The 15,301-nt window shown below is 44.8% G+C and carries 14 protein-coding genes and 1 tRNA gene; 1 reads left to right on the forward strand and 14 read right to left on the reverse strand.

The window, feature by feature from the left end:
- Positions 1-4: 4 nt before the first annotated feature.
- The 10 genes from GQ367_RS05680 to GQ367_RS05725 all read right to left on the reverse strand — a co-directional run bounded on the left by GQ367_RS05680 (position 5) and on the right by GQ367_RS05725 (position 10,056).
- On the reverse strand, positions 5-802 hold the full coding sequence (locus GQ367_RS05680) for an ATP-binding cassette domain-containing protein (RefSeq protein WP_215289787.1): 798 nt from the start codon (positions 800-802) through the stop codon (positions 5-7).
- Positions 799-1,848, reverse strand: coding sequence for an iron ABC transporter permease (locus GQ367_RS05685; protein ID WP_215289789.1), 1,050 nt, complete (start codon positions 1,846-1,848; stop codon positions 799-801). Before GQ367_RS05685 ends, GQ367_RS05680 begins: the two co-directional genes overlap by 4 nt.
- 16 nt (positions 1,849-1,864) lie before the next feature.
- On the reverse strand, positions 1,865-2,773 hold the full coding sequence (locus GQ367_RS05690) for a hemin ABC transporter substrate-binding protein (RefSeq protein WP_215289791.1): 909 nt from the start codon (positions 2,771-2,773) through the stop codon (positions 1,865-1,867).
- On the reverse strand, positions 2,761-3,840 hold the full coding sequence (locus GQ367_RS05695) for a hemin-degrading factor (RefSeq protein WP_215289793.1): 1,080 nt from the start codon (positions 3,838-3,840) through the stop codon (positions 2,761-2,763). Before GQ367_RS05695 ends, GQ367_RS05690 begins: the two co-directional genes overlap by 13 nt.
- A gap of 82 nt (positions 3,841-3,922) precedes the next feature.
- Positions 3,923-6,172 carry a TonB-dependent hemoglobin/transferrin/lactoferrin family receptor gene (locus GQ367_RS05700; RefSeq protein WP_215289796.1) on the reverse strand — a complete coding sequence of 750 codons (2,250 nt, stop codon included), beginning with the start codon at positions 6,170-6,172 and terminating at the stop codon, positions 3,923-3,925.
- 170 nt (positions 6,173-6,342) lie between these two features.
- Entirely contained in the window at positions 6,343-6,843 is a 501-nt protein-coding gene (locus GQ367_RS05705; protein ID WP_215289798.1) for a hypothetical protein, read from the reverse strand.
- 111 nt (positions 6,844-6,954) lie between these two features.
- Positions 6,955-7,977: a TerC family protein gene (locus tag GQ367_RS05710; RefSeq protein ID WP_215289800.1), complete on the reverse strand. Its 1,023-nt coding sequence runs from the start codon at positions 7,975-7,977 to the stop codon at positions 6,955-6,957.
- Positions 7,978-8,262: 285 nt separating this feature from the next.
- The gene (locus tag GQ367_RS05715) at positions 8,263-8,511 is read right to left on the reverse strand and encodes a zf-TFIIB domain-containing protein (RefSeq protein WP_215289802.1); all 249 of its coding nucleotides are present in this window, start codon (positions 8,509-8,511) and stop codon (positions 8,263-8,265) included.
- A gap of 157 nt (positions 8,512-8,668) precedes the next feature.
- Positions 8,669-8,761 (reverse strand) — tRNA-Ser (locus GQ367_RS05720).
- 44 nt (positions 8,762-8,805) lie between these two features.
- Positions 8,806-10,056, reverse strand: a complete 1,251-nt coding sequence (locus GQ367_RS05725; protein WP_215289804.1) for an aspartate kinase — start codon at positions 10,054-10,056, stop codon at positions 8,806-8,808.
- A 259-nt stretch (positions 10,057-10,315) separates the two neighbouring features.
- Here GQ367_RS05725 and GQ367_RS05730 point away from each other — a divergent pair, with 259 nt between their 5' ends.
- The gene (locus GQ367_RS05730) at positions 10,316-10,630 is read left to right on the forward strand and encodes a DNA-binding transcriptional regulator (RefSeq protein WP_215289806.1); all 315 of its coding nucleotides are present in this window, start codon (positions 10,316-10,318) and stop codon (positions 10,628-10,630) included.
- Here the strand turns inward: GQ367_RS05730 and tilS are convergent.
- From tilS to cysS, 4 genes are all read right to left on the reverse strand, one after another.
- Positions 10,627-11,958: a tRNA lysidine(34) synthetase TilS gene (gene tilS, locus GQ367_RS05735; protein ID WP_215289808.1), complete on the reverse strand. Its 1,332-nt coding sequence runs from the start codon at positions 11,956-11,958 to the stop codon at positions 10,627-10,629. The genes GQ367_RS05730 and tilS overlap by 4 nt on opposite strands.
- Positions 11,924-12,895 carry an acetyl-CoA carboxylase carboxyltransferase subunit alpha gene (locus GQ367_RS05740; RefSeq protein WP_215289810.1) on the reverse strand — a complete coding sequence of 324 codons (972 nt, stop codon included), beginning with the start codon at positions 12,893-12,895 and terminating at the stop codon, positions 11,924-11,926. Before GQ367_RS05740 ends, tilS begins: the two co-directional genes overlap by 35 nt.
- Positions 12,896-12,972: 77 nt before the next feature.
- The gene (locus GQ367_RS05745) at positions 12,973-13,641 is read right to left on the reverse strand and encodes a DNA-3-methyladenine glycosylase (protein WP_215289812.1); all 669 of its coding nucleotides are present in this window, start codon (positions 13,639-13,641) and stop codon (positions 12,973-12,975) included.
- A complete protein-coding gene (gene cysS, locus GQ367_RS05750) occupies positions 13,641-15,059 on the reverse strand; it encodes a cysteine--tRNA ligase (protein ID WP_215289814.1) in 1,419 nt (472 codons plus the stop codon). The genes GQ367_RS05745 and cysS overlap by 1 nt, the downstream gene beginning before the upstream one ends.
- Positions 15,060-15,301: the final 242 nt, after the last annotated feature.

Raw genomic sequence — 15,301 nt, forward strand, 5'->3', positions numbered from 1 at the left:
CTGATCAACCTGTGTAAGTACAGTCTTGACCACATGGAATCAGCAGGCCTTTTCTGCCTGGGCGCTCAATACACTCTAGTCTCATCTCATACAGATCTTCTAATTGATGTTTTGGTATGGGATGAGACGGCAGGTCTGCCATGATCTGACCATCCTTGATCAAGAGTAAGCGATCAAAATGCTGAATGGCTTGCTGAATATCATGCAAGACAGCCACAAGAGCATGCGATCTATCTTGGCAAAAGCTCAGGGTAGATGAGAGTAGTTCAATCTGCAAACCTGGATCTAAAGCAGCCAAGGGTTCATCAATTAGCAGGATGCCATTTTGCTGATCCCACAATTGAGCAAATATCCTGGCCAAATGAACCCTGGCTTTTTCTCCACCGGAAAGTGTTTGATATGAGCGTTGCAAAAGGTGTTGAGCTCGAGCAGCTTTTGCTGACTCTTGAATGATCTCAATTAGTTGAGGGTCATGTTCTCTGGCCACCCTTCCCAATGAAATGATCATCTCACCGGATAAATTAAATGCTATCTCATGCTGTTGGGGTAAGAATGCCCTCTTACAAGCAAGCTCTTGCAAGCTCCAATGCTTCAGTGATTTTGATAAAAACTCTATTTGCCCTGTGTGATTGTGCAATCCAGTCATGATTTGCAACAAACTTGATTTGCCAGCACCACTTGGACCAAGGATGGCTATGCGCTCATTCTTTTTGATCTTGCATGAGAATGGTCCCAAGCTGCTGTTACGAGCCTTGATAGTGACCTCACTCAAAGACATGAGAAGTTGGTCTTGAGTAATCAAATCAAGGCCTTACGATGCTTGGCTAAAAGGCTTAAGAAAAATGGTGCCCCTAACAATGCTGTGAATATCCCCACCGGTATCTCTGCAGGGGTGGCCACGGTTCTGGCCAAGGTATCAGCCAACAGCAAGAGCAAGCTACCTAGCAACATGGACAGTGGTAATAGTTGACGATGATCAGGGCCTACCATGGCTCTAGATATATGAGGGGCAATCAAACTGATGAAGCCAATCATCCCGCACCAAGCAACTGCACAAGCACTCAAGAAGGCCACCATCAAAATAATGCGTTGGCGCAGTTGCTTTAGATTGATTCCTATCTGACCTGCAACTGCCTCACCCAATGACAAAGCATTAATTTGAAGCGTCAATCTTTGTGAGCATAAAAATGCCACCGCCAATACAAACATCATCAATGAAAGAACCATCCAATTAGCCCCTGCCAATGAGCCCATGGTCCAAAAAGATAAGTTTCTTAATTGCTCATCACTCGCCAGATAGGTGGACAAGCCAATGAAAGCTGCGACTAAGGCATTGATCGCAATACCAGTGAGCAATAATCCAATCACTGATCCAGGGGTTAACCACCTTGCAAGACGATCTAATGCAAAGCAAATACCAAGTGCGCCACAGAAAGCAGCGCCGGGCAATAACCACACACGAAGAACCTCAGGCATGACCCACGGTAAATGCCCAGAAAATACAATCGCCGCTGCAGCAGCTGCGGCTGCGCCACTGCTGACCCCCAGTAATCCAGGATCTGCCAATGGATTACGAAATAATCCTTGTGTCAAAGCTCCCGCCAATCCAAGGCTTGCGCCAATGACCATCGAAAACAAAATTCTTGGCAATCTCACTTGCCACAAGATGTAGTTTTGTACCGGCTCATCATTTCTGAATAAGTCATTCAAAAAATGTATGTCAACAGGACCAAGAACTGTTGCAACGAGACCCAAGGCGATGAGTACAAAGAAACCAATGCCGTAAATAAAAATGATTGGATTGGCCATGGTTTTGGAATACCCGTGCAAGCTTGCAGTCTTATGCATCACTCAGTCCTGTTCATCATTTAACCTTGTGGATTTCTTTGGCAAGTGAGTCAAGCATGCTGGGTAGGCGAGGCCCGAACCCCAAGAGATGATTGGCTTCACGAGAATAAATCTGCCGATGTCTAGCAGCAGGAGTTTGTATCAATCCTGGTAAACGCAAGACTCCTCGCACACCACCTTGGGCCTGCAGACCTTGATCTGTCAATAAAAGAACATCTGCTTGACCAGCAATCACACTTTCAGGCGTTAGAGGCTTATAGCCTTTAAGATCTTTAAAAATATTTTCAAGATTCAGATAATTCATGATGGCATGAGCGCTCGTGCCATGACCCGCCACCATCACCTGCTGTGGACTGTGCGCCATGAGGAACATGGCTTTTAATTTATTACTGTGGCTCAGTTGTTTTTGATACAACTGCCATTCTTGATCGATGTCTTTGATCAGTTTCTCTGCCCTAGCCTCAGCACCCAATAAGAAACCAATGGCCCCGATACGATCAATCAAGCCTTCATAGCGATGATCTGCTTTTAATACCTTCACCTGAACACCGGCATGAGTTATTTGACGCAAGACTTGAGGAGGACCCGCATCTTCAGTGACCAACAAGAGTTGTGGTCGCATGCTCAATACACCTTCTAAAGACAGAGTTCTTGCATACCCCACACTGGGCAATTTTTTAGTTACTGCTGGGTATGTGGATGTTGTATCAACAGCCATCAGATGTTCTTCAAGACCCAAGGCATAAACGATCTCTGTTAAAGCTCCTCCTACACAGATCAGGCGCTTCAATACTGTGGTGTTGGGCTTGGCCCAACTGGGGATGACAAACAGCCAACTGCTCAGCGCAGTTCCTGCTGCTGCCCTAGCAGCAGGAGCAAAGATGCTTTGCAGCAATTGCCGACGTTTCAGAACTATTGGATGCATAGCTCTTCCCTGGCTAAAAAGTCTTCAACAACACCGCGCCAAGTTTCTAATTCAGGGGAGCCAGGTTTCCTTTCACCAAAAAACATCACAATGGCCTCACCCTTAGAATCAAAAAGTTCTAGGGATGTGACGATCCCATCATTCGTGGGCTTTCTGACAACCCAAGAGTCATAAACATCATCCTCACGCAAATGGAGGTTGAAGTTCTGATCCAAGATATTGAGCCAAGGATCCATCATCACAACTTTTGATATGGGACCAGTGTGTATTTGGATGATCCCGCGATTTGCCACAAACACCATGATGGGGATGTGCCTGATCGCAACCTTCCTTAATAGTTCCCTCGTGAAATGAACAGGAACCCTTTGGGCATAGCCCTCAGGCGCAAAGCGCAGCGCCTGAATTCTACTGAGCTTATATTGTTTGATGAGATCAAAGAACTGATGCGTATCTGCCATCCCTAACCAATCCCGTTGAAACCCAAGCAAATCAATATCAACATCAATCAATGGAGCTTGTTTGATGCTAGGTGCTTGTATATCAATCTTGGCTTCTTGATCAGTCGATCGGTATTGTTCAATGATATTTTCAAAAGCAAAGAGATCGCTGTTTTCCCTGATGATGATTTTGTGCAAGGCATTACCAAATTCATCAAAAAACTGAAAACTGCGACGACAGTCCAAATAGAAGTTCTCAATCACAGCAAAACCATGAGCCCATTCTTTGAAGAAAATCCTTAAATCAATTTCTTTACCCAAGAGCAATTCATTATTTTGACCTGTGGGATGTCCGTAATGCCCCACCTTCTCATGCACACATGACTCATTCCTGGTCAATGCCATGACCTCACCCAAAGAATGAACCTCTGCAATGATGCAGGACCAATCAGGCTTTAAGCGGATCGTTCTGAAGTTCGTGTCTGTTTTGGCGTGATCAGGGCCTAAGTGGGCAGCCAGAAGCTCAGCTTCTGAGATGCCCAATGAATGGGCCAGATCTCTGTGCCTTACTTTATTGTTAAATCGTTGACTCTTGAATTGCCGCTGAATTTCTTGAATAGATAAAGTCATATATTTCCATGATTTGAATTACTGGCTGGCTAGATCTATTTTGAAAACCTTGGCTTGCTACTTTGAATGCTTGTTTGTTTATTTACATGAATGCATAGTTCAAGCTGACAAAGAAGTTTCGACCAGGCGAGGTGTGGTAATCACTCACAGCAGTACTGCCGGTTTGAGTTAAACCTGAGGACGAAATATTTGCCCAATCAATGTACTTCTTATCCAACAGGTTGTTGATGCCAGCATAAAGATTCAGCTGTTTGCTTGCCTTGTATTGGCCACGAGCATTGATGAGGGTGTAAGAGCCTGGCGCATAGGTATTGGCATTAGCCCCAGCAATGTCCTCCCGCTTCTTTGCCCCCACGTATTTGATGGTGGTAGCAGCACCCCAAATGCCTTGATGATAGTCAGCAGAAATAATGATTCTTTCCGGTTGGACTGTGTTGATCGGCTGATTGACTCCAGCGAGGGTTGATTCAGTACCACTTGATCGAATATACCCAGCCTTGAATAGCCATTCAGGATTGTGGCGATACTCGAATCGCACATCCAAGCCCTGAATATTTGCATTGGGGGCATTCTGATACTGGTAACACTGCGGAAGGCCACAGGTAACTACACCGGTTGGAATGGTTCTGGAGTTAAAGGTGTATTGACTGATGAAATCATCATAAGAGTTATCAAAGTAACTGATGGCGTATTTGAACTGCTGCACCGAGCCTTTGATACCCACCTCTTTTGCAAGCACTCTCTCAGGGTTGAGGTTTGGATTCGGTATATAGGCATAGCCATGACCTTGGTTGGTGAATGATGCAGATATTTCTTCTGCTGCTGGAGACCTAAATCCTTTACCAATGTTCATGAACGGCATCGCAGCTTGTTTTTGAGTCCAGATAGCACCCAGCGAAGGCGACCAAGCTTGATCATTCTTATTGATAGCTGAAGAGTTAATGCTCCAGCGGTCAAACCGAATCGCTGGAATCAGGTTGAGGTGACTGATGCTCAAATCATCTTGAAGATAAACCCCAAGCATGTCTTGCTTGGTTTTAGGGATGTAACTTTCAGGAGTGCTGACGTCACCACTTCTATTAAGCTCTTGCTTGACTCGTGACTCCGATACATCAAATCCATATTTGAGCTGATGCGCCAGCTTAATGTGGCCACCTGATTGCAAGACTTCTTTTGAAGCTTGTAGATTCAATCCATGAGCATCATTGTTGACTTTGTTATCTCGAGTTCTGTTGTATGTGCTTGGCAAATAAGGATTGGATTGAGATGTTCCTGTTTGCCATACCGCTTGGTGGGCACTTGTTTCTTGATACCAAAGCTTGCTGTCGATGACATCTGCCCATGGACCATTGATGTGGTAATGATGATCCAAAGACAACCTGGTTCTGTCGATATGGTCTTGACCCACATCACTGTGTATTGACCCACTTATGGCATTTAAATTATTTGTATCAATTCTTTTTTTAGAATCTTCCAAAGTGAATTTAAGTTCATCACCACCATGGAGTTCTTTGATGTATTTAGCCAATACATAGGTGTTGTGGGTATCCATGGGGTTGGCTTGAGTTCTGGAGCTTCCTGATCCGCCATTCGCTCCTTGGGTTTCGGTTTCATGACCCAGTGCCAGTGAACCAACCATCAAGGCTGACCAGTCTTCACCACGCCGAGCATGACTAAGAACTCCTTTGCTTGTTTGTGATGCATCAAAATACGAGGCAGCTAGAGAGGTTGCTTGGTCACGCTCATTGAGCATGTCATGCGGCTCAATGGTATTGAACAGCACGGTGCCGGCAACCCCATCACTGCCGTAGAGGGCAGAAGATGATCCGCGCAGCACTTGAACACTGCTCACCCCATCCACATCCAAGTAATCACCTCTTGCAGCAGAGTGACTGCCAAAGCCAAAGGAATATGGCAGCTTGATGCCATCGACCATGAGGTTGAGTCGATTACCTTCTAAGCCTCGGATATTGATGCTTTCACTCGATCCTTTACGATTACTTGCGCCACTGACACTGTTACCAGTTCGAATGGTTTGCTTGACATCAACATCCAGCTCTTCAGCAAATAAATCTTTGATATTTTTAACGCCACGACGTTCCATGTCTTGTTTGCTGATGCTTGATACGGTGGCAGGAGTTTCTAAATTGGATTTTTCACCACGAGTGGCCAAGACATTGACTGTGTCCATGCTTCCTTGATTTGGGGTGACTGTGTCTGCAGCAGCTTGATGGCCATAGAGGCTGCAAATCAATGTGGCATAAGTGACAACATTGCTAAGCCCTGATGAAGGCTTGCGGGGTTTGAATCGAGATATTTTTTTAATCAACATGAGATAGCCTTGTAAGTGATTCATTAGCTAAAAATTAGCTATTAACTTAGCTGGCTATATCAAGAGATTTGCTTGCTACATCGAATAAGAACTATATCATAAATGATAATCATTCTTATTAATGTAATGTCAATTGAAGGGTTTTTATTATTTGTTGATATTTATCTTAATTAAAAAGCTTTTAATTTAAATTGCACGGAGATTGATCCAGCAACCTTATCAGGGATAGATGGCACAAATAAAAAGTTAACTCCAAAGCGATCACCTTCATAAGTCAGGGCTGGAACGATGGCCGGGAACCAACCACCATCATTGGTTTTTGAATAGCCATTGAATCCCCCTGCTACGGCACCAAATTTGAATGGCCCCATGAGAATTGGTTGCCAATAAGCGCCAATGTAATTACTCGACTCGTGATAACTGTTGTTGTAGGTCCCCATCGTGAACGAAGCGACTGAAGAAAATCGATACTCAGCACCAAAACCAAGGTTACGAGAGTTAAAGCTTCTGTCACGATCAAAGTGATAAGAAAACATGCCTGGGTTGAGCCACAGTTCATTTTTTGGCTCGTGGTCAGCGATGGCAAAAAAATCATTGGCATACGATGTGGCTGGTGCACTCAATATGGATAAAGTTGCGGCAATCACAATTAATTTGAGGCGTTTGAGCATTTTTAGATAATGCCACAAAGAAAAAGCCCAGCAATCGAATGATCACTGGGCTTTGATTGTTGAAGCTAACTTATATGGCCAGGTCTTTGATGACGCCAGACCATGGAGCTTTTAGTGACTATCTTTTGAACTGCCCCGCTCTTTCGCACTGAAAGGGAATGCAGTGCTTGAAGCACCTTTTCTAGCTGGGATTTTCAATGACAGAATCATGGTGATAGCCAAGGTAAGAACTGTGAAGCCTAATGACCATGTGATAGGAATCTTATACAGGTCAATCAGCATCATTTTTGTACCAATGAACACCAAGATGATGGCAAGGCCATAAGACAACAAATGGAATCGCTCATGCATGCTGGCCAATAAGAAGTACATGGCACGCAAACCAAGGATTGCAAACACGTTTGATGTCAACACAATGAACGGATCAGTGGTGATCGCAAAAATAGCCGGGATAGAATCCACCGCAAACACAATGTCCACAATACCAATCAACATGATCACCACAAACAAAGGCGTGGCCATCTTCACACCGTTATGAACAGTGAAGAATTTTTCCCCATCAAATGTTGGTGAGATCTTCATGTGACGATTGATCCACTTAAGCGCTGGGTTGTTATCTAGATCAGGCTCTTGACCAGCTGCCCACCACATCTTGATACCTGTGAATAGCAAGAATGCACCGAACACATACATGACCCAATGGAACTGAGTGATCAACCAAGCACCAATCAAGATCATGATGGCGCGCAAGACCAAAGCACCCAAAATACCGATCATCAAGACGCGCTTTTGGAATTCAGCTGGCACGGCGAAGTAAGTGAAGAGCATCAAAAAGACGAAGATGTTATCGACGGCCAGCGCTTTTTCAACCAGGTAACCTGTGATGAATTCCAAAGCTTTGGCATCGGCCATCTCTCGCGTTACAGGGTCTTGTCCTGTGCCGCCTAAGAACCACCATAACCAAGCAACGAAGAAGAAAGATACTGCCACCCAAATCAGCGACCAGATGGTGGCTTCTTTGATACTGACAGCGTGAGAGCCCTGACGGCTCATAGCGAAGAAGTCAACAATTAGAGCAACAACCACAAATGCTGCGAACAGTGACCACAATAAGGGAGTACCGATGGATATCATCGTTTGTTACCTCTCATCCCAAACCGGCATAGCTTGGGCAATAAATTAATAAGGGGTCTCTGTTAGTCTTGCTGCCCGGAAATCAATCCACCGAGTTAAGGCACCGAACACAGATGTTTGCCACTTCACCTATGTCGTAATGACGGCACCAAAATACAAAGTTTATGCACTGGGGCACTAAAGCTTTTGTATCAGCTACTCCCTTTGAGAGATACCCAAATCTTAAATGAAGAGTTGAACTTCGTCAAACGACCTCAAAAATCCATCAATTAAGATTTAATTTAACTAATCAAATATCTCGCTCAACCATGATTTTGGTTTGCGATAGTGATCAGAACGATAATCGTTTCGATATTGCTGTTGCGGCGCTGCTGATGCTTGAAAAGGAGCCTGATCAGCTGATGATCTCTCAATTAATTTATCCAACTCACCTCGATCAAGCCACACTCCTCGGCATGAAGGGCAATAATCAATTTCAATTTTTTGCCGCTCAGAAATGACAAGTTGAGAATCTTTACAAACTGGACACTGCATAAAGAACTCCTATAAAAGTTATTGAACTAAAAAAACTGACTTTTTTCAACACATCATGGATGTGCAAAAAAAATTATAGGAGTGAGATTGAAATACTGTTGAGCGCTTAGATTCCACAAAGAAAAAAGGGCTTTTCAGCCCTTTATATTCTTGATATTGGCGGAGACGAGAAGATTCGAACTTCCGATCCAGGTTTTGCCCAGATGCTCCCTTAGCAGGGGAGTGCCTTCGACCACTCGGCCACGTCTCCGTATCACTTCACTGAATTAAATCAGTGAAGACGATGATTTTAAATTACTTTTGGTCTAACTCGAATGCTTTATGCAAAGCACGTACTGCTAATTCCATGTATTTCTCGTCAATCAAGACAGAAATCTTGATTTCACTGGTAGAAATCATCTGAATGTTGATGCCCTCTTCTGACAGAGTGCGGAACATTTTGCTGGCAATACCTACGTGTGAACGCATGCCAACACCCACAACTGACACCTTAGATACTTTTGGATCACCCAAAATCTCTTTGGCTTCAATGTGCGCTTGAACTTTGCTCTTAAGTAAATCAAGGGCTTTTTGGTAGTCGCCACGTGGCACTGTGAAAGTGAAGTCAGTCTTACCATCCACAGATTGGTTTTGAATGATCATGTCCACATCAATATTGGAATCCGCAATCGGTCCCAAAATTTGATATGCGATACCTGGCTTATCAGGTACACCTAATACGGTGATTTTTGCTTCGTCACGGGCGAAAGCAATACCCGAAATAACAGCAGCTTCCATGGTTTCTTCTTCCTCGAAAGTAATCAAAGTGCCTGAGTTCATTTCTTGCTCAAGCGACATCAATGGGTCAGTTAATGATGAGAGTACGCGTGTTTTTACGCGGTATTTACCAGCAAATTCTACTGAACGAATTTGTAATACTTTTGAACCCAAGCTAGCCATTTCTAGCATTTCTTCAAAAGTGATTTTGTCTAAGCGTCGTGCATCTTCACACACACGTGGATCAGTTGTGTAAACACCATCCACGTCGGTATAGATCAAACACTCATCGGCGTTCAATGCAGCAGCAACAGCCACAGCAGAAGTATCAGAACCACCACGACCTAGGGTTGTGATGTTGCCATGATCATCCACACCTTGGAAACCAGTGATTACCACTGCTTTACCAGCATTGAGGTCAGCCAAAACTTTATTACCGTCGATGCCTTGAATACGAGCTTTGGTATATGACGAGTCGGTTTTAATCACAACTTGCCAGCCTGCATAACTCACCGCACCAACACCTTGAGCTTGAAGTGCCAAAGCCAACAAACCAGAACTGACTTGCTCACCTGTTGAGGCAATTTGGTCCAACTCGCGTGGATCTGGATTTGGATTGATTTCTTTAGCCAAACCCAAAAGACGATTCGTTTCACCAGACATAGCCGAAGGAACGACGACCACTTGATGGCCTGCCTTCATCCATTTGGCAACTCGTTTGGCCACGTTTTGAATGCGCTCAACTGAGCCCATCGACGTGCCACCATATTTATGAACTATTAGAGCCATGAGTTAAAAATCGTAAAAATCGCACCACTGGGGTGCGTTAAGTAGCAAAAATGTAATTTTACACGTTTAGGGCGGGTTTAATGAGAATTTCGGCAGAACTAAAGCTCGAGTCAATTCACCCAGAACAAATCTTAAATCCTGAAAGGAATATAAGCTAAATAATTATACGCAAGTTGCGTATAATTTTAGGCACATCGAACCACGATTAAATAGCAATACTTATTGAATATTGAGTGCGCGCCATTTGAAAGAAGTAAACATGAAAAAACGTGATTTGTTTTCTGAGCTAAGCGAAGGCGTCGATGCCCTCAAAAAAGAGAGGACAGGAAAGTTAACGCTTAAGAAATATAAAGTGACCATCAAGCCATCTCCTATCGTGACAGTTAATGAGCTCACCACCCTTCGCGAAAAACTAGGTCTCTCAAGACCAGTCTTTGCTAGCTTCATTCGCACCAACCCAAGAACAGTTGAAAACTGGGAGCAAGGTCGAGCTAAACCAAATGCTCAAGCTGCACTCATCATTAAATTGGTTTCTAAATATCCTCAAACATTTGAGATGCTGGCAAGTATCTAAGAGGCCTGCCACTCCAGAGTGAATCTCGGACCCTCAGTGGTCTGCCAGTCTGCGCTGATGCCAATACCGGCTACAGCCACAAGCTCTTCGCCGATATAGAGCAGTGGCACATCACGTTGCCATGGTGGAATGGCAGCTTCTTGGTAGAGATTTTTTAGGCTTTTTCTAGGTCTTTTTAAATCCACCTTGAATTTTTCGCCGCCCTCTCTTGCCATGGTGTTGATCAGACCTTTTTGCTTGGCTTGTTCAAAGCGATCTTTGGCAATCCCCGGCTTCTTGCTATTTGCAGGGACTTTCTTAAAAGTCCACTCGCCCTCATTTGTTACTTTTTCTGTATCTTTATCTTTTGATTTCGCTTGAGCAGTCAACTCTTGAGTGATGCTCAAGTGGCCACGCCACAAACGAATCACGCACTGATCATGATCCCATTGCAACTTCGCATCAAGTCTTGCTTGCGTCAGCTCAGACCACCAAGCAGTTAATCTTTCTTCACTTGGATAAGCCAAGCTGTTTTTAGATAACCAACGGCGCAATGCATTGGTGGCTCTCGCCTGACTGGTTTTGTACAGTCTGATGAGATTGGTTTTTGAAAGACCTTCTTTGCTCTCAATCAAACCCAAATCAATATCAGCCAATTGGTTTAACAATCCTTGAGCTTCACCAAGATGCTTGGCACTTCTTGCTAAATTTTCAATGGCGCCCTTTTGGAATTTTTCCAAAGTCGGCATGATTGATTTTCTGACAGCGTTGCGACGATAGGATTCATCTTGATTGCTGGGGTCTTCAATCCATGTCAGCTGATGCTCTTTGGCATAGATCTCTAGATCTTTGCGACGCATGTTTAAAAACGGACGCCATAGGTGAATCAGCTCTTGTGATTTCACTTGTGGCATGGCTGATAGACCAGGTAAGCCTGCGCCACGCATCAATTGAATCAAGACGGTTTCTGCTTGATCATCCAAATGGTGTGCCAGTAATAAATCTTGAATGTTGTGCGCTTCACACATCTCACTTAAAGCCTGATATCTCAGATTTCTGGCTTGAGATTCAATATTGGATTGTTTATTGAGTTTGACGTTTCTGGTATCAAAGTGACAGCCGAGTTTCTTGGCCAGTGCTTGGCAGTGAGCTTGCCATTGGTCCGCTTCTTTTTGAATGCCATGATGCACATGAAAGGCATAGACATTTTTCTTGCCGTGCGCTTTGATGGTGGCGTGAAGTAGTACAGTGGAATCAAGCCCACCACTGAAAGCCACCGCCAGTTGTGTCGGCGGTGTTTTCTTTTGGGTAGGTTTACTTGTCTTTGTTGCTGTCTTTGAACTTGCCATAGCTCATCAAGCGCTCGTGACGACGTTCAAGCAACTCATCCACACCCATGGTTTGGAATTGGCGCAAAGAGTCAGCCAATGCACGCTTGAGCAATGCAGCCATGCCAGCGTGGTCACGGTGTGCACCACCCAAAGGTTCGCTGACAATCTTGTCAATCAAGCCCAAGGCTTTTAAACGAAGTGCTGTCAAAGCTAACTGCTCGGCAGCCTCAGGAGCTTTCTCTGCAGTCTTCCAAAGAATCGATGCGCAGCCCTCTGGTGAGATCACTGAGTAAGTGGCAAATTGCAACATTTGCACCACATCACCCATCGCAATCGCCAAGGCACCACCTGAACCACCCTCACCAATGATGGTTGAGATGATAGGTACTCTGAGTTCCGCTTGAACAAATAAGTTATGACCAATCGCTTCTGATTGGTTGCGCTCTTCAGCATCAATACCTGGGAACGCGCCTGGTGTATCAACAAATGTGAAAACTGGCACATTGAATTTTTCTGCTAAGCGCATCAAGCGCTTGGCTTTTCTGTAACCTTCAGGACGGCTCATACCAAAGTTACGCATCGCACGTTCTTTGGTGTCACGACCCTTTTGATGTCCGATCACCATGCAAGGCATGCCGTTGAATCTGGCTAATCCACCAATGATCGATTGGTCATCAGCAAAGTTTCTGTCGCCATGCAGTTCATGGAAGTCAGTAAAGATGTTGTTCACATAATCCATGGTGTACGGGCGCTGCGGATGACGTGCAATTTGCGCCACTTGCCATGGAGTTAAACGTGTATAGAGGTCTTTTGTGAGCAGTTGGCTTTTTTCAGAAAGCTTGCCGATCTCTTCAGAAATATCGACTGCAGACTCATCTTGAACAAAACGTAATTCTTCAATTTTTTGCTCGAGTTCAGCGATTGGCTGCTCGAATTCAAGGAAAGTGATTTTCATGGGCTCTATTCTAATAGCTTGCGGCTTAGATGCCTAATTTTCTGAATATTTATTACAAATCAATGACTTGCATTAAATCAATACTCGACTGGGATTGGGTCAATACTGCGCCACATGTACCAAGTGGCCACTGTTTGCCAAGGCGCCCAATTGGCAGCGACCTCTTTGGCCTCATTGCGTGACACAGGTTCACCGCTGAAATAAGCCAGAGAAATACCTTTGATCAAACCAATATCATCTAAAGGCAAGACATTGGGCCTCATCAAATAGAAGATCAAGAACATTTCTGCTGTCCAACGGCCAATGCCACGAATCGCAGTTAATTCTGCGATGACGGTGTCGTCATCCAACAAATCCCACTTCGCACTACTCAAGCCGCCATTTTCAAAATGGGTGGCCAAGTCTTGCATGTACTCGACTTTTCTTTGGGATAAGCCAGCCGCTCTCAATGCAGAAGGCTCTAACTTAAGAACTGCTTTGGCAGTGAATTTTTTGGTCAGCGCAATGGTGCGCTCCCAAACCGATTGAGCCGCCTTAACGGAAATCTGCTGCCCCACAATGGCCCTGGCCAAAGTTTGGAATGGGTCACCGCGGGTGGTCAAGAATTCTGCTTTGGGGTATTTGGGGATGAGTTTGCGCATGATGCGGTCATGCTTCATCAACTCAGTGCAAGCCTGATCCCAATAGTCTGGGGCTTTCAGTGCTGGTGCCTTAGGATCTGCTACCTTGGAGGAGGCAGCAGTCATTAAGCGCGCCTCCAAAGAGTGACACCACCCGGCTTGTCTTCTAGAACAATGCCTTGGGCCAACAAGTCTTGGCGTATTTGGTCTGCCTTGGCAAAGTCTTTGCCCTGCTTGGCATCTGCTCGTGCCTGAATCGCTGCTTCAATGGCTGCCGTGTCGTTATCCGCACTCTGCGATCCGCCACCGGCTTGTAAAAACTCTTGGGCAGGTCTTTCTAACAATCCCAATAGTTTTGCCAATTGTTTAAGTTCACGTGCAAGATCCCGTCTTTCTTCTAACTTCTCAGGACCTTCTGCTTTATTGATTTCACCAGCCAATTCAAACAAGATGGCAATCGCTTCAGGGGTGTTGAAGTCATCGTTCATCACCTGGGCAAAACGAGTTCTCCAAGTACTTGGCTTGCCATACGTTGGAATGTCTTCAACCGTTGATAAGGCGTTGTACAAACGCGTCAAACCTTGCTTGGCTTCTTCTAGATGCGCATCACTGTAGTTGAGTGGACTGCGGTAATGGGCTTTCAAAATAAAGAAGCGCACCACTTCAGGGTCAAACACTTTTAATACTTCGCGAATGGTGAAGAAGTTGCCCAATGATTTAGACATTTTTTCTTCATTGACTCGCACAAAGCCGTTGTGCATCCAAGTGTTCACAAACGGCTTGCCTGTTTCGTCCGAGAATGCACCTTCGCTCTGGGCGATCTCGTTTTCATGATGAGGGAACTGTAGGTCTGCCCCACCACCGTGGATGTCAAAGTGCTTGCCCAAGAGTTCACAGCTCATGGCTGAACATTCAATGTGCCAACCTGGTCGACCAACGCCCCAAGGAGATTCCCACTTGGTGTCCGCTGGCTCATCGGCTTTGGCAGTTTTCCAAAGAACGAAGTCCAAAGGATCTTGCTTGCCGCCGGTCACGGCCACACGCTCACCAGCTCTTAGATCGTCCAATGACTTACCTGATAGCTGACCGTAGTTTTTAAAATTTCTAACGGCGTAATTCACATCGCCCTCATCTGCTTGATAAGCGTAGTTCTTATCCATCAAGCGAGTGATGATGTTTTGCATCTGTGGCACATACTCAGTGGCTCTTGGCTCATGAGTAGGTCTCTCAATACCCAAAGCATCGGCATCTTCATGCATCGCCATAATGAAGCGATCGGTCAAGGCTTTGATGGTCTCTTTATTCTCTACCGCACGCTTGATGATTTTGTCATCAATGTCTGTGATGTTTCTGACATAGGTCACTTCCATGCCAGAGGCTCTTAACCAACGTTGCACCATGTCAAACACCACCATCACCCGAGCATGACCAATGTGACAAAAGTCGTAAACAGTCATGCCACAAACATAGAGCTTTACTTTGCCTGGCTCAATGGGCTTGAATGTTTCTTTACGGCGCGTCAGGGTGTTAAAAATTTGCAACATATAAGAGCTTGAGATTTGTTTTTATTTCTTTTGATGATTTGGCGTTTGTTCTGTCGTGATTTTAATGAAATCACTTTCATTAAGGTGTTAATTGAGGCAATATTCTAGAAATACCCTAGAGGTCTGGCGATTTGTTAGACTGATTGATGAGTATAGCTAATTCGTTGTCATATCTGCTTTAAAATCACCCTATTCCTTCGATCCCGGGCCCGTTTTATGAAAATGCTTTTCCAGAAAAGTCC

The organism is Polynucleobacter sp. MWH-CaK5 (genome assembly GCF_018687615.1).
Lineage (GTDB): Bacteria > Pseudomonadota > Gammaproteobacteria > Burkholderiales > Burkholderiaceae > Polynucleobacter.